Origin of the sequence: Enterobacter sp. MGH 24, from assembly GCF_000493015.1 — a bacterium.
Lineage (GTDB): Bacteria > Pseudomonadota > Gammaproteobacteria > Enterobacterales > Enterobacteriaceae > Enterobacter.
The window spans coordinates 1,598,476-1,618,686 of the sequence record NZ_KI535657.1 but is presented as its reverse complement, the minus strand read 5'-3'; the positions used below and the strand labels follow the sequence as shown (position 1 = coordinate 1,618,686).

Sequence of the window (20,211 nt, the reverse complement as noted above, 5' to 3'; positions counted from 1 at the left end):
TTCTTGCTGAGGCAGTTTATGGTTTGTCACAAATTTCAGAGTTATACCCGGAATTTTCTCCGTATCTGGACGTCATAATCAACTGCCACGCTCGCCGTGGCAAAGAATAAAAAGGATTAAGGAAAGAAGATGAAAAAACGCGTACTCGTTATTGCCGCTCTGGTGAGCGGTGCACTGGCTGTTTCTGGCTGCACAACCAACCCTTATACCGGTGAGCGCGAAGCGGGTAAATCCGGCATTGGCGCAGGTATCGGCTCGCTGGTCGGCGCAGGCGTTGGAGCACTCTCCTCCTCCAAGAAAGATCGCGGCAAAGGCGCGCTGATTGGCGCAGCGGCGGGCGCGGCGCTGGGCGGCGGCGTAGGCTATTACATGGACGTGCAGGAAGCGAAGCTGCGCGACAAAATGAAGGGTACCGGTGTGAGCGTAACGCGCAGCGGGGATAACATCATCCTGAATATGCCAAACAACGTGACCTTCGACAGCAGCAGCGCAACGCTGAAGCCTGCGGGCGCGAACACGCTGACCGGCGTGGCAATGGTGCTGAAAGAGTACAACAAGACCGCCGTGAACGTGATGGGCTATACCGACAGCACCGGCAGTCAGGATCTGAACATGCGTCTGTCCCAGCAGCGCGCCGACGCCGTGGCCAGCTCGCTGATTACCCAGGGCGTTGAAGCGAACCGCATTCGCACCAGCGGCATGGGACCTGCCAACCCTATCGCCAGCAACAGCACGGCGGAAGGCAAAGCGCAGAACCGCCGCGTTGAGATTACGTTGAGTCCTGTGCAGTAATCATTAAGCCGGGTGGCGGCTTCGCCTTACCGGGCCTACGTTCAGCATGTAGGCCCGGTAAGCGCAGCGCCACCGGGCAAATGACTTGATTCGCCAGATTTTCCCGCTAAGGTATTCACACTAAATTCAGGGAAATCAGCGATGAGCAAACCAGCCCGGGCCACCATCAGCGACGTGGCGAAAGCCGCCAAAACCGGTAAAACCAGCATTTCGCGCTACCTTAACGGCGAGAAACACCTGCTGTCCGATGCGTTGCTGGCGCGTATTGAACAGGCCATTGCCGATCTCGACTACCGTCCCAGCCTCATGGCGCGCGGGCTCAAACGCGGCCGCACCCGCCTTATCGGGCTTATCATCGCCGATATCACCAATCCCTATTCCGTTAACGTGCTCAGCGGTATCGAAGCCGCCTGTCGCGAGAAGGGTTTCACGCCGCTGGTCTGTAACACCAACAACGAAGTCGATCAGGAGCTGCACTATCTCGACCTGCTGCGCAGCTACCAGGTCGAAGGGATTGTGGTGAACGCCGTGGGCATGCGGGAAGAGGGTTTAAATCGCCTGCAGCAGTCCTCCCTGCCCATGGTCCTCATCGACCGTAAAATTCCGGAATTTGCCTGCGATGTGGTCGGGCTGGATAACACCCAGGCCGCCACGACCGCCACCGAGCACCTGATCGACCAGGGCTTCGAGGCCATTCTGTTTCTGAGTGAACCGTTAGGGATGGTCAACACCCGTCGCGAACGTCTGAGCGCATTTCGCGCCACGCTGGAGCGATATCCCGGCGTGATCGCCGAAAATGCCGAAACGCCGCTTCACGAAGCCGACCAGCTCGACAACACCCTGCGTCAGTTCCACACACGCCATCGCGGGATGCGCAAAGCCGTTATCTCCGCCAACGGGGCGCTGACGCTTCAGGTCGCCCGCTCGCTCAAGCGCATTGGTCTGCACTGGGGCAGCGATATCGGTCTGCTGGGGTTTGATGAACTGGAGTGGGCGGAGCTGGCGGGCGTCGGCATTACGACACTCAAACAGCCCACCTGGCAGATTGGCTATGCTGCTGTTGAACAAGTGGTTCGCCGCATTGAAGGCACCAGCGATGCCGTTCGCGAGCAGGTCTTCTCCGGCGAGCTGATCGTTCGCGGCTCCACGGCGCGTTAATTTTCCCTTGTGATACCGATCATAAATTCGACATCCTGACCTTTTCTTTGGAACCGGTTCCATCTAGCGTAATAGTATTGATATGTTGCGATGGAGTCCGAAGATGGGCAGGAAAATTATGGTGGTCACCGCCGCGTACGGTGCGGAACAGGTGCGACAGGCAGGCGGTCAACGGGCGATGCTTCCCGTTATTGCAGGCGCGGGGGCAGACGGCGTGGAGATCCGCCGGGAACTGTTCAGCAGTGAAGAGCTGCTGGCGCTGCCTGCGCTGGGAGAATCCATTGAGCTGCTCGGCCTGCTGGCGTGCTACTCCGCCCCCGCCGCCCTGTTTATGCCCGACGGCACCCTCAACCCGGACCTGACCCGCTATCTCTCTGAGGCCTGCACCCTGAACGCCCTGTGGCTGAAGGTTTCCCTGGGCCATTTCCGCGACGCGCAGCCTCTCGACGCCCTGCGTACCCTGCTGAACGCAAGCGGCATGGCGCTGGTCGTGGAGAACGATCAGACCGACTGCGGACAGCTCGCCCCCATGCAGCGCTTCCAGGCCGCCTGTCGGGAAATGGCATTGCCCGTCACGCTGACCTTCGACATGGGCAACTGGCTGTGGGTCGGTGATTCCCCCGAAGAAGCCGCGCGTCATCTGGCCCCAGCGGTGAGCTATATCCACGTGAAAGCCGCCGTGCCGCATAAAGATAACTTCCGCGCCGTGGCACCGGACCACGCCGATGCGCGCTGGCTGGATCTGCTCGGCCAGCTGCCTGCCGATGCCCCGCGCGGTATCGAGTTCCCGCTGGAAGGGACGGATTTAACCGCCGTTACCCGCCATTACGTCAACCTGCTGCGCGAGGAGTAAACCATGCACAAGACGCTGGATGTCATCACAATCGGCGAAGCCATGGCGATGTTTGTCGCCACCGAAACGGGCGAGCTGAGCGCGGTAGAGCACTTTATCAAACGCGTGGCAGGCGCAGAGCTGAACGTCGCGACCGGCCTGGCACGTCTCGGCCTGAACGTCGGCTGGGTCAGCCGCGTGGGGGACGACAGCTTTGGCCATTTCGTCCTCGACTCGCTGAAAAAAGAGGGAATTGATGCCGCAGGCGTCACCCTCGACGAACGCTTCCCTACCGGCTTTCAGCTTAAATCAAAGGTCGAAAATGGAACCGATCCCATCGTGGAATATTTCCGTAAGGGATCGGCCGCCAGCCACCTCTCTGTCGCGGATTATCACGCCGACTATTTCGCTTCCGCGCGCCACCTGCACCTGAGCGGCGTGGCGGCAGCGCTCTCTGCCAGCTCGTATGAGCTGCTGGATCATGCGGCAGCCACGCTGAAAGCACAGGGAAAAACGATCTCTTTCGATCCGAACCTGCGCCCGGTGCTGTGGAAAAGCGAAGCGGAAATGGTTGAGAAGCTCAACAATCTGGCATTCCAGGCTGACTGGGTTCTCCCGGGTCTGAAAGAAGGGATGATCCTGACCGGTGAAAGCGCGCCGGAAGGCATTGCCGATTTCTACCTGAATAAAGGCGTAAAAGCGGTGGTGCTGAAGACCGGTGCCGACGGCGCCTGGTTTAAGACGGCCAACGGCGAACAGGGCGCGGTCGCGGCGGTGAAGGTTGAGAACGTAGTCGACACCGTCGGCGCGGGCGACGGTTTTGCCGTGGGCGTGATTAGCGCCCTGCTGGAAGGCAAAACGCTGCCGCAGGCCGTGGCGCGGGGCAACAAGATTGGCTCGCTGGCCATTCAGGTCCAGGGTGACAGCGAAGGATTACCCACGCGAGCAGAGCTTAACGAATAAACATTCCCCTCACCCTAGCCCTCTCCCCAGAGGGGCGAGGGAATGACTTGCTCCCTCTCCCCTTTGGGGAGAGGGCCGGGGTGAGGGGCATAAATCGCACTCAACAAAACAAACCACCGTGTACCCTACAGACAACGGCGGTAACAACCTCAACAACAGAGGCAAGCCTATGAACAGTTCGACCAATGCAGTAAAACGCTGGTGGTACATCATGCCAATCGTGTTTATCACGTACAGCCTGGCGTACCTTGACCGTGCTAACTTCAGCTTCGCGTCCGCGGCAGGGATCACCGAAGACCTCGGCATCACCAAAGGTATCTCCTCCCTGCTGGGTGCCCTTTTCTTCCTGGGCTACTTCTTCTTCCAGATCCCCGGCGCTATCTATGCGGAACGCCGCAGCGTGCGTAAGCTGATCTTCGTCTGCCTGATCCTGTGGGGCGCCTGCGCGTCGCTGACCGGCGTGGTGAACAATATTCCTGCCCTGGCCGCCATTCGCTTTATCCTCGGCGTCGTTGAGGCGGCGGTCATGCCGGCAATGCTGATCTACATCAGCAACTGGTTTACCAAATCTGAACGCTCGCGCGCGAATACCTTCCTGATCCTCGGTAACCCGGTCACGGTACTGTGGATGTCGGTGGTGTCTGGCTACCTGATCCAGTCCTTCGGCTGGCGCGAAATGTTTATCATCGAAGGGGTCCCGGCAGTGATCTGGGCATTCTGCTGGTGGGTGCTGGTGAAAGATAAACCTGCCCAGGCGAAATGGCTTTCCGAAGATGAAAAAGCGGCGCTGCAGGCGCAGCTGGATAAAGAACAGCAAGGTCTGAAGGCGGTTCGCAACTACGGTGAAGCCTTCCGCTCGCGCAACGTGATCCTGCTCTGCGCGCAGTACTTTACCTGGAGCATCGGCGTGTACGGTTTTGTGCTGTGGCTGCCGTCGATTATCCGCAGCGGCGGCGAAAACCTCGGCATGGTAGAAGTGGGCTGGCTCTCTTCGGTACCGTATCTGGCCGCGACCATCGCCATGATCGTCGCATCATGGGCATCGGATAAGCTGCAGAACCGTAAGCTGTTTGTCTGGCCGCTGCTGCTGATCGCTGCCTTTGCGTTCATTGGCTCCTGGGCCGTCGGCGCGAATCACTTCTGGGCCTCTTACGCTCTGCTGGTCATTGCCGGTGCCGCCATGTACGCCCCGTACGGACCGTTCTTTGCCATCATCCCGGAAATGCTGCCGCGTAACGTCGCGGGTGGCGCGATGGCATTAATTAACAGTATGGGTGCGCTGGGTTCGTTCTGCGGCTCCTGGTTCGTCGGTTACCTGAACGGTGCTACCGGCAGTCCATCCGCATCGTACATCTTTATGGGGGTGGCGCTTTTCGCCTCCGTGTGGCTTACTCTGATTGTTAAGCCTGCTAATAATCAACAACACCCTGTCGGCGCTCGCCACGCCTGAATCCTTAAAAATCAACGGAGATTAGCATGAAGCCGTCCGTCATTTTGTATAAAGCACTGCCGGAAGATCTGCAGAAACGCCTTGAAGAACACTTCACCGTCACGCAGGTGAAGAACCTGAGCCCGGAAACCGTGGCACAGCACGCCGAAGCGTTCGCCAGCGCCGAAGGCCTGCTGGGTTCAAGCGAGAAAGTGGATGTCGCCCTGCTGGAGAAAATGCCGAAGCTTCGTGCTACCTCTACCGTTTCCGTGGGTTACGACAACTTCGACGTGGATGCCCTCAATGCCCGCAAGATCCTGCTGATGCATACGCCACATGCCCTGACGGAAACCGTGGCCGACACGCTGATGGCGCTGGTTCTCACCACGGCCCGTCGCGTGGTGGAAGTCGCCGAGCGCGTGAAAGCGGGAGAATGGACAAAAAGCATTGGTCCGGACTGGTTCGGCGTGGACGTTAACGGCAAAACCCTGGGCATTGTTGGCATGGGGCGTATCGGGCTGGCACTGGCGCAGCGCGCGCATTTTGGCTTTAACATGCCGATTCTGTATAACGCGCGTCGCCATCACAGTGAAGCCGAAGAACGCTTCAACGCGCGCTACTGCGAGCTGGATACCCTGCTGCAGGAAGCTGATTTTGTTTGCCTGGTTCTGCCGCTGACGGACGAAACGCGTCATCTGATTGGCAAAGAGGCGTTTAAGAAAATGAAGCAGTCAGCCATTTTCATCAACGCGGGTCGCGGCCCGGTGGTGGATGAGAAGGCGCTGATTGAGGCCCTGCAGAATGGTGAGATCCATGCAGCAGGTCTGGACGTCTTTGAGCAGGAGCCGCTGCCGGTGGATTCCCCGCTGCTTTCGCTGCCTAACGTGGTTGCGCTGCCGCACATCGGCTCAGCCACCCATGAGACGCGCTACAACATGGCGGCCACTGCGGTCGATAATCTCATCGCCGCCCTTAGCGGAGAGGTGGAGATAAACTGCGTGAACCCGCAGGTGCAACGATAGAAACGAAAAAACCCGCCAGAAGGCGGGTTTTTGAATTTTGTGCTACTGGGTTGGAAGCTTACAGGCTTACAACGTTACCAGCTGCTGGGCCTTTAGCGCCGCTTTCGATGGTGAAGGACACTTTCTGACCTTCGTCCAGAGATTTGTAGCCATCGTTCTGGATAGCAGAGAAGTGTACGAACACGTCTTTTGAGCCATCGTCAGGAGTGATGAAGCCGAAACCTTTATCAGCGTTGAACCATTTTACCAGACCAGTCATTTTAGCAGACATAGAAATTACCTTATTAACAAATATATTGTGCCTTCCGGCTTGATGGATTGCGTTACAGATTTTTAAGCGATGAAGGAAGGGTCACTACGAAGGGTATCTATGGATAACAATCTGGACTGCTTTACTAAACTGCTTTAGGTCTGTGTAACAAACCGACGGGAATAGTTATACCGATGTGGTAGAGGAATGACAAGCGTTATTTTCAATATGCATAAAAAAACCCCGCCGGAAGCGGGGTTTTTTGGTTTATTCTGTGGCCGTGACGGCGGCACTCCAGGCCTGGCTAAAGGCCTGATGCTGGGAGGCCAGCGGCCCAATCAGCGTATTGTACTGGCTTGCCTGCTGCGAGGTTGGGAACTGAATGCCGTTAGCAACAAAGCTCACCTGAGCTTCCTGCTGGGCAATAAAGTCACCCACCTGAACCAGCTGCTGCGTGAAGATTTGCGCGGCCGGAATCAGCGGTTGCAGCGCTTCAGAAGGCTTGGTCACCACTTTCTCATACACTTTGTCGAAGACCGGTTTGAGATCGTCGCCCTGCTTCAGCGCAGAACGTGACGCGTCAGCCTGCATTTTCGCATTCTGCAACTGCTGGCTCAGCACGCCAAGCGCACCGTTGGACTGGCGAAGCGGTTCGCGCTGCGTCATATAATCCTGCGGAACGCGAATGGCGTTCACGCTATCCACTACCGGGCGGATACCGGAATCCATCGCCTGGCTCACCTGCTGTGAATAACCATAAAGAATGGCGTAATCGGACACGAAGGGGCCAAACTGTTTTTTCTGATCCGCAGTCAGCGTCGGCAACCGTTCGCCGCTGCGCATCACTGTATTCTGCAGAAAATCGATAAACGCTTTGCGCTGATCGCCTTCTTTATCAAAACACCCACTCAGGCTAACAACCATCAACAACGCCGCAATAGGCGCAAACCAGCGAGAGCAGGACTTTCCTGTCGCCATTTTATTACTCCTTTCACCCAAAAAAGCGCACACCGGCACACGCGTGCCCGACGCTGACAAGGATAGTCCAGGTCAGCCTTGCAAGATACTCTTTTCATGCAAAACGGCTATTGCCGATTTATTTCTTACCATTTACAAAAAAATACCTGCCGAAGCCGACACATGACTAATCAGGGAATTAGCATAACTGTCCATATTGCTGAATCGGGTAAAGCGATCGTTACCGCACGATTAATCACACCCGTGACGATCCTGGGTTGGTATTAGGGACTATTCTTAACTGGCTCTCTGATGTTCTTGATCACGATGTGAGATTTAAGAGGAGTCCTCAATGGAATATAAAGATCCTGAGTTTGAACTGCTGAGCAGTCTGGAACAGATCATTTTTAAAGATGTACCGCAGACGATTACCCTGCAACAAAAATCCAATCCCTTTACAGAATATGAGCAATTGCGCAAAGGGACGGGACTGAAAACGGAAGAATTCGCCAGAGCGATGGGTGTCAGCGTAGCTATGGTGCAGGAGTGGGAGTCAAAACGTGAGAAACCCACCCCAACCGAGTTAAGGCTGATGCGCCTGATTCAGGCCAACCCTGCACTCAGCAAACAGATAGCGTAGTCAAGTTTGAACGCCCCCGCCTCTGCGGGGGCTTGTGTTTAAAGGCTCTCGCAACGCCAGCCCGCCTCTTCCCATACCCATTCATGCGTTAACGTTAAGCCTCTTAGAAAAGCCTCGTCGTGTGATACCACCAGCAGAGCTCCGGGGAAACCGTCCAGCGCCGCTTCAATAGCCTGGACCGAGGCCAGATCCAGATGGTTGGTCGGTTCATCCAGCAGCAGAAGCTGCGTGGCCTCCGCGCGCCACAGCACGCAGGCCAGGGCGGCTTTAAGACGCTCGCCGCCGCTGAGCTCCGCCAGCGGGAGCGTGACTTTGTCGGCACCCAGTTGAAGCTGCGCCAGACGGGTTCGCAATACCCCCTCTTCCAGAGGCGTATGACTCAGGTTGAGATGCGTCATGACCGACTGCGAAAGATCAAGTTGTGACAAATGCTGGTCGAGATAAGCACAGCTGACGGAAACCTTACACGTCCCTGAACGGGGGGCGATCTCGCCGAGGAGGATTTTTAACAGCGTCGATTTGCCGCAGCCGTTCGGTCCCTTTAACGCCACGCGCATCGGTCCGTCCATCCGCCAGTTGAGCGGAGGAGCAGGCACATGCGGCAGCACCAGATCCTCCAGCACCAGCACCTGCTTCCCCTCCGGGATCTGACTCCCCGGCAGGGTGAACATGACCGGGCTATCTTCTTCAACGCGTTCACGCGCCTTGTTTACCGCGGCATTCAGGGCTTCATTTTGCTCGCTGTGCTGTTTTTTCCAGGCGCCAATACGCTCCTTTGCCGCACCTTTGTATTTGACCCGCTCAAACGAGGCAATATTCAGGGTATCGACGGTGCGCAATGTCTTTGCCGACCGCCGCTGGCTGTCATCATGCTCTTTTTGCATGCGTGCCCGGGTGCGTTTGCGCTCGGTAGCTGCATGTTCCAGCGCCGCGCGGGCCGCCTGCTGTTCGGCATCGCGCTGGGTTTGATAATCCGCATAATTCCCGCCGTAGCTGCACAGACCCGAGGCGCTCAGCTCAAGGATACGCGGCACCTGCTCCAGAAGCTCACGGTCATGGGAGGCCACCAGCACGCCGCCCTGAAAACGACTGAGCTGGTCGTAGAACCACGCCCGGCCTTGTCGATCCAGATGGTTAGTGGGCTCGTCCAGCAGCAGGAAATCCGCTTCAGCCGTAAACGCCCCGCACAGCAGGGCGCGGATGCGCTCGCCGCCGCTGAGCTCAGCGGCGGTTTTATCCGGGTCAAACGTTGGGAGTTTCGCATTGATAAACGCCTCGCGCAGGCGCTCGGCAACATCCCAGTGGCCGTCAAGCAGCTCCAGATCGTCAGGCTGGTAATCGCCGCTGTCGATGCGCTTACGCGCCGTAAAAATCGCGTCATACCCGAGCAGTTGAGCAAGCGTCGTCTGCGGAGAAATGACGTGCTGCTGCGCCACCCAGGCATGCGAGCCAAAGCGTTCGATATGGCCGGTAGCCGGTTCGTCCAGCCCCGCCAGCAGACGCAGCAGACGCGTTTTCCCGCTGCCGTTGCGGCCAACCAGCGCGCACAGGGAGGGTTCCAGCGTGAGATTCAGCGGACCAAAAAGGATATCGCCCGTCGGAAACTGACAGGTGACCTGATGCAAAATAAAAGAAGGGGACTGCGCAAAATGAGCCATAAGCACTCCTGAATGAAATCAAAACATCCCCTGCCGACGCGGTGGCGTTTAGCAAGGATCGAAATTCATCAGTCGTGTTTGTTCATTTTTGGGGGGCACTCCGGCGCGAGAAAGTTAACGGGATAAGGATAGCGGTAATGTGTTGACGGTTTCAAGGTTAAATTTTGGACGATTTGAACTCCCTCTCCCTTTGGGCTGAGGGATCCCCACCAAATATTGCCTGCACAGACGGCCCCCTCTCCCTTGAGGGAGAGGGCTGGGGTGAGGGGAAGCATACGGCTCTGGTGGTCATTCCGTTCACTTTATGTTCCTTGCTACTCTGTAACGACAATACCCGTGAACGTGCCAGGGTGGCTCAGTCGCCACCACCCTGGCTACCCGGGCTCCCGGCGGTAAATCGCCGCTACGCGGTACCTTCGGCTTATTCCTTCCGGCTTATCGGGGACGGGCGGAGGTAACATCCCTGTAAAGCCCGCCCTCTCGGCGCATCCATGCGCCTCGCCCCGGCCTGCAGGAAACGCCTCAGCGATTTACAGCCGGACCATAGCGTCGCTGTAAGACCTCTGCCCGCAGTATGCTTTTCATTGCGGTAATTTTGCGAGTCTCTTTCCAGAAATGGTAATATCCTCAGTGGTATAGCTCAAATCTGTTGCCGCCTGTTTTGATGAGCAGTAAGTTCTCTTCGCACCTGCAAAATCAGGTGCCGGGATTGGAACCCTGAATCACTTCACTGGCGACACAGGCTCTGTGTCGTACGGCCTGTTGCATCTCAATGGCGGGCCGGACAGGGGCGCTGCAAAGCGCGCTGGTGTCAGTGAGGCCAGTCGTTCCAACCTTGTTCGGTTCCGCCACCAGCGAGCCTGGAACCTCCCGTGGCGGAAGATATACCACTCACTGAGGTTATTTTATGTCATTGACTGACTCTTTAATCACCCTGCCCTTCAACCACGCCACCGACTTCACCGAACTGGCGGATAACTGCGAACGTTTTACCGACGCAATTGTAGATTGCGAACAACGTGCCCACAAAATGGCGCTTTACGGCAGACTCTATGCCTGTCTGAATCTTCTGCAACCCACGCTTCTGGATCCTGTTCCGGACGCTTTAAAAGCCAGCCTGACCGTGAAGGAACTCCCGTCACGCGTTCCGGCTTTCGAACCCGAATGCGATCAGCTGGGGCGCTATTGTCAGGAGATTACGCAGATGTTGATGAACGGCTCACTGCCGCGACAATCTGAAATCGTGATGGAAGATTTGCTGTGCGAACTGGTCAGCTACTTTGCCGATACGCTGAAGGCACCGCGCTGGCTGCAGACAGACGAAGGCACAATCGCGATCGGCTAAACCTGCCGGATGACGCTGCGCTTATCCGGCCTACAAAAGCCCCATAAAAAAACCCGCCGAAGCGGGTTTTTAGCATTTGTAACATCGGGCACATTACTGCAGCAGCGAAATATCCGCGACGCGCAGGAACAGCTCGCGCAGTTTTTCGAGCATGGAGAGACGGTTAACGCGCAGCTCTTTATCTTCGACGTTCACCATCACTTTCTCGAAGAAGGCGTCGATAACGTCACGCAGCTCTGCCAGCTCCACCAGCGCTTCCTGGTAGCGACCTTCCGCAAAGTACGGCTCGAGCTTGTCGCGCAACACCACAACCTGCATCGCCAGGGCGATCTCTTCCGGCTCTTTCAGGGTCGCAGCGTTCACGCGCTCGTTCAGCGTCTCGTCGGATTTCGCCAGAATGTTGGATACACGCTTGTTGGCCGCGGCCAGGGCAGATGCCGCTTCCAGAGTACGGAAGTGGGAAACCGCCTTCATACGCGCATCGAAATCAGCCGGACGGGTCGGACGACGCGCCAGCACCGCCTGAATGGTGTCAACGGTGTAGCCTTCATCCTGATACCACGCGCGGAAACGACCGAGCATGAAGTCGATCACATCATCCACAACCTTCGCGTTGGTCAGCTTGTCGCCGTACAGACGCACCGCTTCTTCGGTCAGGGTCTGCAGATCGAGGTTCAGGTTCTTCTCAACGATGATGCGCAGCACGCCCAGCGCGGCACGACGCAGCGCGAACGGGTCTTTATCGCCTTTAGGATGCTGACCGATACCGAAGATACCCGCCAGGGTGTCCATCTTATCGGCAATCGCCACGGCGCACGCAACCGGGTTGGACGGCAGGTCGTCACCCGCAAAGCGCGGCTGATACTGCTCGTTCAGGGCCACGGCCACATCTTCCGCTTCGCCATCGTGACGCGCGTAGTGCATGCCCATCACGCCCTGGGTGTCGGTAAATTCGAACACCATATTGGTCATCAGGTCGCACTTGGACAGCAGGCCCGCACGCGTCGCGTGGTTGACGTCTGCACCGATTTCGCGGGCGATCCAGCCGGACAGCTCCGCAATGCGGTCGGTCTTGTCGCGCAGCGTCCCCAGCTGCTGCTGGAACAGCACGGTCTGCAGGCGCGGCAGGTTATCTTCCAGACGTTTTTTACGGTCGGTGTTGAAGAAGAACTCCGCATCCGCCAGACGCGGACGAACGACTTTCTCGTTACCGGAGATAATCTGGATCGGATCTTTCGATTCGATGTTTGCCACGAAGATGAAGTTTGGCAGCAACTTGCCGTCGTTGGCATAAACCGGGAAGTACTTCTGGTCACCCTTCATGGTGTACACCAGCGCTTCAGCCGGAACGGCCAGGAATTTCTCTTCGAACTTCGCGGTCAGCACGACCGGCCATTCCACCAGAGAGGTGACTTCTTCCAGCAGGCTTTCGCTCAGGTCGGCGTTACCGCCAATCTGGCGCGCCGCTTCTTCAGCGTCCGCTTTGATTTTGGCTTTACGCTGTTCGTAGTCGGCAATGACCTTACCGCGCTCCAGCAGGATCTGCGGGTACTGGTCGGCATTGTCGATGGTGAACTCCGGCTCGCCCATAAAGCGGTGGCCGCGGATCACGCGATCGGACGCCACGCCCAGAATGGTCGCCGGGATAACGGTATCGCCCAGCAGCAGGGTAACGGTGTGAACCGGACGCACGAAGTGCACGTCAGACGCGCCCCAGCGCATCAGCTTAGGAATCGGCAGCTTAGCCAGCGAGGTCGCGATCATGTCCGGCAGCAGCGCTTCTGCACTCTCGCCCTTCACATGGGCGCGATACAGCAGCCATTCGCCTTTATCCGTGGTCAGACGCTCGGCCTGATCAACGGTGATGCCGCAGCCGCGCGCCCAGCCTTCAGCCGCTTTGCTCGGTTTGCCTTCCGCGTCAAACGCCTGGGCAATCGCCGGGCCACGCTTTTCGACTTCACGATCCGGCTGAGACGCCGCCAGATTTGCCACTTTCAGCGCCAGACGGCGCGGTGCGGCAAACCACTCAATTTTACCGTGCGCCAGACCAGCGTTATCCAGCTCGGCGGTCACGTTCGCAGCAAAAGATTCAGCCAGGCTGCGCAGGGCTTTTGGTGGCAGCTCTTCGGTGCCGATTTCCACCAGGAAAGTTTTCTCAGACATGGCCGCCTCTTATTTGTTTCGGTTGCACATCGGGAAGCCAAGGGCTTCACGGGACGCGTAGTAAGCTTCTGCAACGGCTTTGGTCAGGGTACGAATACGCAGAATGTAGCGCTGACGTTCAGTCACGGAGATGGCTTTGCGGGCGTCCAGCAGGTTGAAGCTGTGGGCGGCCTTCAGAATACGCTCGTAAGCAGGCAGCGGCAGCGGAGTCTCCAGCGCCAGCAGCTGCTGCGCTTCTTTCTCGTACTGTTCGAAGCAGGTGAACAGGAAGTCCACGTCCGCGTATTCGAAGTTATAGGTGGATTGCTCCACTTCGTTCTGATGGAACACGTCGCCGTAGGTGGTTTTACCCAGCGGGCCGTCGCTCCAGACCAGGTCGTAAACGCTGTCTACGCCCTGAATGTACATCGCCAGACGTTCCAGACCATAGGTGATTTCACCGGTGATCGGCTTACATTCCAGACCGCCAACCTGCTGGAAGTAAGTGAACTGGGTCACTTCCATACCGTTCAGCCACACTTCCCAACCCAGACCCCAGGCACCCAGCGTTGGGTTTTCCCAGTTGTCTTCCACGAAACGAATGTCGTGGATGGTTGGATCCATACCCAGCTCTTTCAGCGACCCGAGGTACAGTTCCTGAATGTTGTCGGGTGATGGCTTAATCACCACCTGGAACTGATAGTAATGCTGCAGGCGGTTTGGGTTCTCACCGTAACGACCATCGGTCGGACGACGGGAAGGCTGCACATACGCAGTCGCCATTGGCTCAGGCCCCAACGCGCGCAGGCTGGTCATCGGGTGTGAAGTGCCGGCGCCGACTTCCATGTCCAAAGGTTGAACAATGGTACAGCCCTGACGAGCCCAGTAATCCTGTAAGGTCAGGATCAGGCCCTGGAAGGTCTTGGTATCAAACTTTTGCATAGTATTTCGTGCTGGATACGTGTGGTTTTAAATGGAAGGGACCAGTATACCCGCTGGCTGCAAGATATACAGTACGAAACGGGGTTGTTTAGGGAAAATTGGGAAATAAGCTTTCCAGCCAGAAGGCTGACGGCGTCTGGCTGTTGATTATACGAGCAGTCTAGCGCATGGAGAGGTGTAAAAACTGACCGTCCGCGTCAAACGAGCAGACAAAGCCCTCTTTACGCGACGTATGGCCCCGCAGCTCGTAGCTTCCCTGAAAACGCTCAAACCCGGTGACATCAATTTTCTTTACGTCCGAGTTATAGCGGCGAGCGGCCCGATCCTTACAGAGCGCTTCCATATTCAGTGAACGCTCCGGGCTCATTTTACCCTGCTGCGCTTTTTGCACAGGTGCTTCTTGCGGCGCACTGCATCCCGCCAGGATCACCAGCAGAAAGAGTGACGCCACACGCTTCATCATCATTTTTATTACCGCCCTGGTCAGTGGCTGTTATTTTTAGTATCAAAGCTTTTATAGATTACGGTCCGGCATTCTGCGAATCTCGCGGCCTCCCTACAAGCCTGCTGAATAAAACTCAGAATTTTCCAAACGAAGACTTTTGGACAACGGCAGTCACACTCAATTTACAGGGAATACGAGGAACTGATGCAGTCAAAAATTAACTGGATTGATAACCTGCGAGGAATAGCGTGTCTGATGGTGGTCATGATCCACACGACGACCTGGTACGTTACAAATGCCCACAGCATCAGCCCCGTTAACTGGGATATCGCCAATATTCTCAACTCTGCGTCACGCGTCAGCGTGCCGCTGTTCTTTATGATTTCCGGCTTTCTCTTTTTTGGCGATCGCAGCGCGCAGCCAAGGCATTTCATTCGCATCGCGGCCTGCCTGGGGTTCTACAGCGCCGTTACCCTGCTCTATATCACTCTGTTCACCTCGATTAACGCCGGGTTATCGCTGAAATACCTGCTGCAAAAACCAGTGTTCTACCACCTGTGGTTCTTCTTCGCCATTATCGTTATCTATCTGGTCTCTCCGCTTATCCAGGTAAAAAACGTCAGCGGTAAAATGCTCCTGGCCCTGATGGTGGTGATTGGCATCATCGCCAACCCGAATACGGTCTCGCAGAAAATCGACGGATTTGAGTGGTTGCCGGTAAACCTCTATATCAACGGCGATACCTTCTACTACGTGCTTTACGGCATGCTGGGGCGCGCCATCGGGATGATGGACACACAAAAACGCGGGCTGAACTGGCTCTGCGGGGGGCTGTTTATCGCTGGCGTGGTGGTGATTTCACGCGGGACGCTGCACGAGCTGCAGTGGCGCGGCAATTTTGCCGATACCTGGTATCTGTATTGCGGGCCGATGGTCTTTATCTGTGCCGTTTCGCTGCTCACCCTCGCCAAAAACACACTGAATACGCGTCCCCTGCCCGTGCTGAGTCTTATCTCGCGGCACTCTCTCGGGATTTACGGTTTTCACGCGCTGGTGATCCACGCGCTGCGCACGAGAGGCGTTGAGCTAAAAAGCTGGCCGGTGCTGGATATCGTCTGGATTTTTGCCGCCACGCTGGCGATCAGCCTGCTGCTGTCGATGCTGCTGCAAAAAATAGACGCTCGCCGCTTCGTCAGCTAATGCTTCGCTGCCGGGCGCGATGGTACTGGCGCGGGGAGGAAAACCCTGCCGCCAGTGAAGCCTGCTCCACGCCGCGCCCCTGCAATAGCCACTGCTCCGCCACCGCCAGACGCAGCTGCTCCAGATAATCGCGAACGCTAATCCCTAAATGTGACTGAAAAAGCCGGGTGAGGTGACGCGGGCTGACGTGCGCCAGCGCAGCAATGTCAGGCAAGCTCCACGTTTTTTGCGGCTCGGCGGTGAGCGCATCCTGCGCCCGATGAATCGCCGGGTGAAGATGATTGCGGTAGCGTAGCCACGGAGATAGCTGGGGATCGTCGCCGGAACGGCGGAACCAGACCACCATCTCACGCGCCACGGTCAGCGCCTTTTCAGGGCCGCACAGGCGGTTAATCATGTGCAGAGCCAGATCGATGCCCGACGTGATCCCGGCGCTGGTCCAGATATTCTCATCCTGCATAAATATGCGGTTTTCTTTAATCGTCGCCGTGGGCGCCGCAGTGCGTAAACGGCTAATAACGTCATGGTGAGTTGTGCACTGTCGATTGTTCAGCAGGCCCGATTTCGCCGCCAGCAGCGCGCCAGAACAGACGCACATCACCGTGATATCCCGGCGCTGTATCTGCGGCTGCAGGCGCATCAGCCAGTGCTGTATCTGTAACGCCTGCGGTGTCGAAAACTGAACGCGGGAGTCGCTCACGCCGGGCAATACCAGCAGGCTTCCCTCTGGAAGACGCTCCGGCAACGGCTGGATGCCTCCCATCGTCAGGCCTATCGACGTCGGAACCTCCGGCTGCGGGCCAATGTAATGCAGACGAAACGCGTCGCCAGCCAGTACAAAGGTTTCTGCCGGGCCGGTCATGTCTAATGACAGCACCCCGGGCAACATCACAAACCAGACGTCGATGCTCATTACAGGGACTCCAGCGTCTCCGCTACCGTTTTAATCTCGGCAAAACGCCCGGACAGTACCGTTTCGGTACGGTGGCGAATTTCCGCTGCGCTAAGGGTAATGCCCCTGTACGTCATGGGGAACGTCAGCGTGGCCTCGCTAACAAAGGACACAGCATAACCCAGATCGGATGCCACCCGGGCGGTGGTTTCACAGCATTGTTCAGTGCGAATGCCGCAGATAATCACACTGTTGATATCACGCTCGCGCAGCCAGCGGTCAAGCCCGGTATCCGTGAAGGCATTATGGACGTGTTTCTGGAAAACCACATCCGACTGATGGCGTAAAAAGGCCATCGGTTTGACGTAGCCGCTTTGTAGCGTGAAGGGGCCATCTTCATCCACATGAAAAATATCAACGACCGGAATACCGCGCGCCTGGCAGCCTTCAATCAGCCCCAGCATCGCCTGCTGAAAGGCAGGAATGTCGTCCTCCTGCCAGTAATTGCGATGATGGAACGACTGCTGAGTATCAATATTGATGAGTGCAATGCGTGACATGTTGGATCTCCTCGCCAGTGGGTGTGGCACCATACTGGCAAGGAAATGAAGGCACGCACAGACCAAAAAAGGACATCCTCGCGCCTCTACCGGACAAGCGTATTTACGACATCAGCGGCAGCAGCTGCTGGTAGATTTTGCGGAACACGTCGCGCCTTTCCGCGTAGCGCGCATGGCGCGCTGCGTCAGGCAAATGCGCCTGTTCAAGCGTAAGCTGCGGCAACAGTTGTGAAAGCGGTTGTTCCGGATGAATGGCTATCTGCGCCAGACGCGCGGCACCGAGCGCGGGGCCAACATCCCCTCCAGTGCGGAAATCCAGCTGCAACCCGCTAATATCCGACAGCATCTGTCGCCAGTAAGGGCTTCGCGCACCGCCGCCAATCAGGGTGACGCTCGACGGTTTCAGGCCGCAGTCGTGCACCACGTCCATCCCGTCGGCCAGGGCATAGCCCACGCCTTCCAGCACCGCACGCGCCAGTTCTGCCGGGCCATGCTGATGGGTTAAGCCAAAGAACACCCCTTTTGCTTCCGGGTTGTTGTGCGGCGTACGCTCGCCGGAAAGATACGGTAAAAACCAGACGGTACCCGCAGCCTCATCCGCCTGCTGTGCCGCAGAAATGAGCGCCGGAACGTCGGCCATGCCGGTGAGTTTTGCCGCCCAGTCCAGGCAGGACGCCGCGCTGAGCATCACCGACATCAAATGCCATTTGCCGGGAAGGGCATGACAGAAACTGTGCACAGCGCTTTCTGGATTACTGCGATACCCATCGCTGACGGCAAAATAGACGCCAGACGTTCCCAGCGACAGCATCGCCTGCCCCGCCTCAACCATCCCGACACCGACAGCGCCCGCCGCGTTATCGCCGCCCCCGGCCACCACCGGTACGGCAGGCATATTCCAGCGTTCCGCAACGTCTGGCAGCAGTGTGCCTGTCACGTCACAGCCTTCGTACAGCGCGGGCATGTGGTCACGGGTCAGATGGCAAGCATCCAGCATTGCCTCGCTCCAGTCACGTTTCGCCACGTCGAGCCACATCGTGCCTGCGGCATCAGACATGTCGGAAGCAAAATCGCCCGTCATGCGAAAGCGCAGATAGTCTTTCGGCAGCAGGACTTTCGCCACCTGACGGAAAATCTCCGGTTCGTGGCGCTGCACCCACAGCAATTTGGGCGCAGTAAAGCCGGGCATCATCAGGTTGCCGGTAATCTCGCGGGAGGCAGGTACGCGCGCCTCGAGAAGCGCACACTCTTCCGCGCAGCGGCCATCGTTCCAGAGGATCGCAGGACGTAACACACGATGCTGGCTATCGAGCAGCGTAGCGCCGTGCATTTGTCCGGCAATCCCCAGCGCTTTCACGTCGCGCAGGCTGTGCTGCTCGCCTAGCGCCTTAATCGCGCGGTCCGTCGCCCGCCACCACTGCTCCGGATCCTGTTCCGACCACAGCGGATGCGGACGTGAAACCTGCAGCGTTTCCGTCTGCGTGGCTAACACGTCGCCCTGCTCGCTCAACAGGATGGCTTTCACACCCGATGTGCCAAGATCGATCCCGATATACATTGTGGTGACTCCTTTGACAGAAATGCCCGGTGGCGCTGCGCTTACCGGGCCTGGATGCTGTTATTTATCGAACAGGTAATGATTGACCAGGTTTTCCAGCAGTTCCTGGTGTCCACTCTGATGCTGCGGTGCCAGTTGATGCTGTTCAGCGTACTTCGCGATCTCAGAGAGCGATAACTGGCCTTTCAAAATTTGCTGGCCCAGCTCACTGTTCCAGCCGCTGTAACGCTTCGCTACGCGCTTATCCAGTTCGCCGTCTTCAATCATACGAGCTGCCACTTTCAGCGCCAGCGCCATGGTGTCCATCGCGCCAATGTGGCCGTAGAACAGATCGTATTTGTCGGTGCTCTGACGACGTACCTTGGCGTCAAAATTCAGGCCGCCGGTGGTGAAGCCGCCCGCTTTGATGATTTCGTACATCACCAGCGCGTTCTCTTCCACGCTGTTCGGGAACTGATCGGTGTCCCAGCCCAGCTGTGGATCGCCACGGTTAGCATCGACAGAACCGAAGATACCCAGCGCAATCGCAGACGCAATTTCGTGATGGAAAGAGTGGCCCGCCAGCGTGGCGTGGTTGGCTTCAATGTTTACTTTAATCTCTTTTTCCAGACCGAACTGCTTCAGGAAGCCATACACCGTCGCCACGTCGTAGTCATACTGATGCTTGGTTGGTTCCTGCGGTTTCGGCTCAATCAGCAGCGTGCCGCGGAAGCCGATTTTGTGCTTATGGTCGACAACCATCTGCATAAAGCGGCCAATCTGCTCGCGCTCCTGGCGCAGGTCGGTGTTGAGCAGGGTTTCATAGCCTTCACGGCCACCCCACAGAACATAGTTTTCACCGCCCAGCTGATGCGTGGCGTTCATTGCCGTCACCACCTGCGTGGCCGCCCAGCTAAACACGTCCGGATCCGGATTGGTTGCCGCGCCCGCGCCGTAGCGTGGGTTGGTGAAGCAGTTTGCCGTGCCCCAGAGCAGCTTCACGCCGCTTTGCTGCTGTTTCGCCGCCAGCACATCCACCATCTGCGCGAAGTTGTTCAGATACTCTTTCAGCGACGCCCCTTCCGGCGACACGTCCACGTCGTGGAAGCAGTAGTACGGCACGTTCAGCTTGTGGAAGAACTCAAACGCCACATCGGCTTTACGCTTTGCCAGTTCAAGCGCCTCCCCCGGCTGCTGCCACGGCCGGTCAAAGGACCCCACGCCGAACATATCGGCGCCGTTCCAGCAGAAGGTATGCCAGTAACAGGCGGCAAAGCGCAGATGATCTTCCATGCGCTTACCCAGCACCAGCTCATCCGGGTTGTAGTGACGAAACGCTAAAGGATTGGTCGTTTTTGGGCCTTCGTAACGAACACGATCGAGTTGGTCGAAATAAGCTTGCATATTGAGCTCCATAATCAGGGTATGCGGCGAGTCGTTGATACAG

The 20,211-nt window shown here is 57.3% G+C and carries 19 protein-coding genes; 9 read left to right on the top strand and 10 right to left on the bottom strand.

Annotation, left to right across the window (positions count from 1 at the left end):
- Positions 1–129: 129 nt before the first annotated feature.
- From L370_RS14175 to ghrB, 6 genes are all read left to right on the top strand, one after another.
- Entirely contained in the window at positions 130–792 is a 663-nt protein-coding gene (locus L370_RS14175) for an OmpA family lipoprotein (RefSeq protein WP_023334089.1), read from the top strand.
- Between the two features lie 141 nt (positions 793–933).
- Positions 934–1,950 (top strand): LacI family DNA-binding transcriptional regulator, encoded by a 1,017-nt coding sequence (locus L370_RS14180; protein WP_023334088.1) that lies wholly within the window; start codon positions 934–936, stop codon positions 1,948–1,950.
- A 103-nt stretch (positions 1,951–2,053) separates the two neighbouring features.
- The gene (locus L370_RS14185; protein WP_032666559.1) at positions 2,054–2,803 is read left to right on the top strand and encodes a sugar phosphate isomerase/epimerase family protein; all 750 of its coding nucleotides are present in this window, start codon (positions 2,054–2,056) and stop codon (positions 2,801–2,803) included.
- Between the two features lie 3 nt (positions 2,804–2,806).
- The gene (locus tag L370_RS14190) at positions 2,807–3,745 is read left to right on the top strand and encodes a sugar kinase (protein WP_023334086.1); all 939 of its coding nucleotides are present in this window, start codon (positions 2,807–2,809) and stop codon (positions 3,743–3,745) included.
- A 169-nt stretch (positions 3,746–3,914) separates the two neighbouring features.
- The gene (locus tag L370_RS14195) at positions 3,915–5,195 is read left to right on the top strand and encodes an MFS transporter (RefSeq protein ID WP_023334085.1); all 1,281 of its coding nucleotides are present in this window, start codon (positions 3,915–3,917) and stop codon (positions 5,193–5,195) included.
- A gap of 26 nt (positions 5,196–5,221) precedes the next feature.
- Entirely contained in the window at positions 5,222–6,196 is a 975-nt protein-coding gene (gene ghrB, locus L370_RS14200) for a glyoxylate/hydroxypyruvate reductase GhrB (RefSeq protein ID WP_023334084.1), read from the top strand.
- A 58-nt stretch (positions 6,197–6,254) separates the two neighbouring features.
- Here the strand turns inward: ghrB and cspA are convergent, their stop codons facing one another.
- Positions 6,255–6,467, bottom strand: coding sequence for a transcription antiterminator/RNA stability regulator CspE (gene cspA, locus L370_RS14205; protein WP_003860775.1), 213 nt, complete (start codon positions 6,465–6,467; stop codon positions 6,255–6,257).
- Positions 6,468–6,713: 246 nt separating this feature from the next.
- The gene (locus L370_RS14210; RefSeq protein ID WP_023334083.1) at positions 6,714–7,424 is read right to left on the bottom strand and encodes a DUF3053 domain-containing protein; all 711 of its coding nucleotides are present in this window, start codon (positions 7,422–7,424) and stop codon (positions 6,714–6,716) included.
- 331 nt (positions 7,425–7,755) lie between these two features.
- Here L370_RS14210 and L370_RS14215 point away from each other — a divergent pair, with 331 nt between their 5' ends.
- Positions 7,756–8,043: an HTH-type transcriptional regulator gene (locus tag L370_RS14215; protein ID WP_008502755.1), complete on the top strand. Its 288-nt coding sequence runs from the start codon at positions 7,756–7,758 to the stop codon at positions 8,041–8,043.
- 38 nt (positions 8,044–8,081) lie between these two features.
- Here L370_RS14215 and L370_RS14220 read toward each other — a convergent pair whose 3' ends face one another.
- Positions 8,082–9,701 carry an ABC-F family ATP-binding cassette domain-containing protein gene (locus tag L370_RS14220; RefSeq protein WP_023334082.1) on the bottom strand — a complete coding sequence of 540 codons (1,620 nt, stop codon included), beginning with the start codon at positions 9,699–9,701 and terminating at the stop codon, positions 8,082–8,084.
- A 907-nt stretch (positions 9,702–10,608) separates the two neighbouring features.
- Here L370_RS14220 and L370_RS14225 point away from each other — a divergent pair.
- The gene (locus tag L370_RS14225) at positions 10,609–11,046 is read left to right on the top strand and encodes a hypothetical protein (protein ID WP_023334081.1); all 438 of its coding nucleotides are present in this window, start codon (positions 10,609–10,611) and stop codon (positions 11,044–11,046) included.
- A 93-nt stretch (positions 11,047–11,139) separates the two neighbouring features.
- Here the strand turns inward: L370_RS14225 and glyS are convergent, their stop codons facing one another.
- From glyS to L370_RS14240, 3 genes are all read right to left on the bottom strand, one after another.
- Positions 11,140–13,209, bottom strand: a complete 2,070-nt coding sequence (gene glyS, locus L370_RS14230) for a glycine--tRNA ligase subunit beta (RefSeq protein WP_023334080.1) — start codon at positions 13,207–13,209, stop codon at positions 11,140–11,142.
- Between the two features lie 9 nt (positions 13,210–13,218).
- Positions 13,219–14,130 (bottom strand): glycine--tRNA ligase subunit alpha, encoded by a 912-nt coding sequence (gene glyQ, locus L370_RS14235; protein WP_003860141.1) that lies wholly within the window; start codon positions 14,128–14,130, stop codon positions 13,219–13,221.
- A gap of 160 nt (positions 14,131–14,290) precedes the next feature.
- Complete coding sequence (locus L370_RS14240; RefSeq protein WP_023334079.1) at positions 14,291–14,596, bottom strand: YsaB family lipoprotein; 306 nt, start codon at positions 14,594–14,596, stop codon at positions 14,291–14,293.
- Positions 14,597–14,779: 183 nt separating this feature from the next.
- Here L370_RS14240 and L370_RS14245 point away from each other — a divergent pair, with 183 nt between their 5' ends.
- Entirely contained in the window at positions 14,780–15,775 is a 996-nt protein-coding gene (locus L370_RS14245) for an acyltransferase (RefSeq protein WP_023334078.1), read from the top strand.
- On the opposite strand, the gene L370_RS14250 is transcribed toward L370_RS14245, so the two are convergent.
- The 4 genes from L370_RS14250 to xylA all read right to left on the bottom strand — a co-directional run bounded on the left by L370_RS14250 (position 15,768) and on the right by xylA (position 20,168).
- Positions 15,768–16,688 (bottom strand): GlxA family transcriptional regulator, encoded by a 921-nt coding sequence (locus tag L370_RS14250; protein ID WP_023334077.1) that lies wholly within the window; start codon positions 16,686–16,688, stop codon positions 15,768–15,770. The genes L370_RS14245 and L370_RS14250 overlap by 8 nt on opposite strands.
- Positions 16,688–17,227 carry an isochorismatase family protein gene (locus L370_RS14255; RefSeq protein ID WP_023334076.1) on the bottom strand — a complete coding sequence of 180 codons (540 nt, stop codon included), beginning with the start codon at positions 17,225–17,227 and terminating at the stop codon, positions 16,688–16,690. Before L370_RS14255 ends, L370_RS14250 begins: the two co-directional genes overlap by 1 nt.
- A 103-nt stretch (positions 17,228–17,330) precedes the next feature.
- Positions 17,331–18,785 (bottom strand): xylulokinase, encoded by a 1,455-nt coding sequence (gene xylB, locus L370_RS14260; RefSeq protein WP_023334075.1) that lies wholly within the window; start codon positions 18,783–18,785, stop codon positions 17,331–17,333.
- Between the two features lie 60 nt (positions 18,786–18,845).
- Positions 18,846–20,168, bottom strand: a complete 1,323-nt coding sequence (gene xylA, locus L370_RS14265) for a xylose isomerase (RefSeq protein ID WP_155858070.1) — start codon at positions 20,166–20,168, stop codon at positions 18,846–18,848.
- Positions 20,169–20,211: the final 43 nt, after the last annotated feature.

What these genes read in the sequence shown, in the direction of transcription:
- L370_RS14210 (WP_023334083.1), bottom strand. Translation starts at nt 7,424, where the DNA reads ATGGCGACAGGAAAGTCCTGCTCTCGCTGGTTTGCGCCTATTGCGGCG.
- L370_RS14240 (WP_023334079.1), bottom strand. Translation starts at nt 14,596, where the DNA reads ATGATGATGAAGCGTGTGGCGTCACTCTTTCTGCTGGTGATCCTGGCG.
- xylB (WP_023334075.1), bottom strand. Translation starts at nt 18,785, where the DNA reads ATGTATATCGGGATCGATCTTGGCACATCGGGTGTGAAAGCCATCCTG.
- L370_RS14225 (WP_023334081.1), top strand. Translation starts at nt 10,609, where the DNA reads ATGTCATTGACTGACTCTTTAATCACCCTGCCCTTCAACCACGCCACC.
- L370_RS14175 (WP_023334089.1), top strand. Translation starts at nt 130, where the DNA reads ATGAAAAAACGCGTACTCGTTATTGCCGCTCTGGTGAGCGGTGCACTG.
- L370_RS14185 (WP_032666559.1), top strand. Translation starts at nt 2,054, where the DNA reads ATGGGCAGGAAAATTATGGTGGTCACCGCCGCGTACGGTGCGGAACAG.
- L370_RS14250 (WP_023334077.1), bottom strand. Translation starts at nt 16,688, where the DNA reads ATGAGCATCGACGTCTGGTTTGTGATGTTGCCCGGGGTGCTGTCATTA.
- xylA (WP_155858070.1), bottom strand. Translation starts at nt 20,168, where the DNA reads ATGCAAGCTTATTTCGACCAACTCGATCGTGTTCGTTACGAAGGCCCA.
- ghrB (WP_023334084.1), top strand. Translation starts at nt 5,222, where the DNA reads ATGAAGCCGTCCGTCATTTTGTATAAAGCACTGCCGGAAGATCTGCAG.
- L370_RS14245 (WP_023334078.1), top strand. Translation starts at nt 14,780, where the DNA reads ATGCAGTCAAAAATTAACTGGATTGATAACCTGCGAGGAATAGCGTGT.
- L370_RS14220 (WP_023334082.1), bottom strand. Translation starts at nt 9,701, where the DNA reads ATGGCTCATTTTGCGCAGTCCCCTTCTTTTATTTTGCATCAGGTCACC.
- L370_RS14215 (WP_008502755.1), top strand. Translation starts at nt 7,756, where the DNA reads ATGGAATATAAAGATCCTGAGTTTGAACTGCTGAGCAGTCTGGAACAG.
- cspA (WP_003860775.1), bottom strand. Translation starts at nt 6,467, where the DNA reads ATGTCTGCTAAAATGACTGGTCTGGTAAAATGGTTCAACGCTGATAAA.
- L370_RS14255 (WP_023334076.1), bottom strand. Translation starts at nt 17,227, where the DNA reads ATGTCACGCATTGCACTCATCAATATTGATACTCAGCAGTCGTTCCAT.
- glyQ (WP_003860141.1), bottom strand. Translation starts at nt 14,130, where the DNA reads ATGCAAAAGTTTGATACCAAGACCTTCCAGGGCCTGATCCTGACCTTA.
- glyS (WP_023334080.1), bottom strand. Translation starts at nt 13,209, where the DNA reads ATGTCTGAGAAAACTTTCCTGGTGGAAATCGGCACCGAAGAGCTGCCA.
- L370_RS14195 (WP_023334085.1), top strand. Translation starts at nt 3,915, where the DNA reads ATGAACAGTTCGACCAATGCAGTAAAACGCTGGTGGTACATCATGCCA.
- L370_RS14180 (WP_023334088.1), top strand. Translation starts at nt 934, where the DNA reads ATGAGCAAACCAGCCCGGGCCACCATCAGCGACGTGGCGAAAGCCGCC.
- L370_RS14190 (WP_023334086.1), top strand. Translation starts at nt 2,807, where the DNA reads ATGCACAAGACGCTGGATGTCATCACAATCGGCGAAGCCATGGCGATG.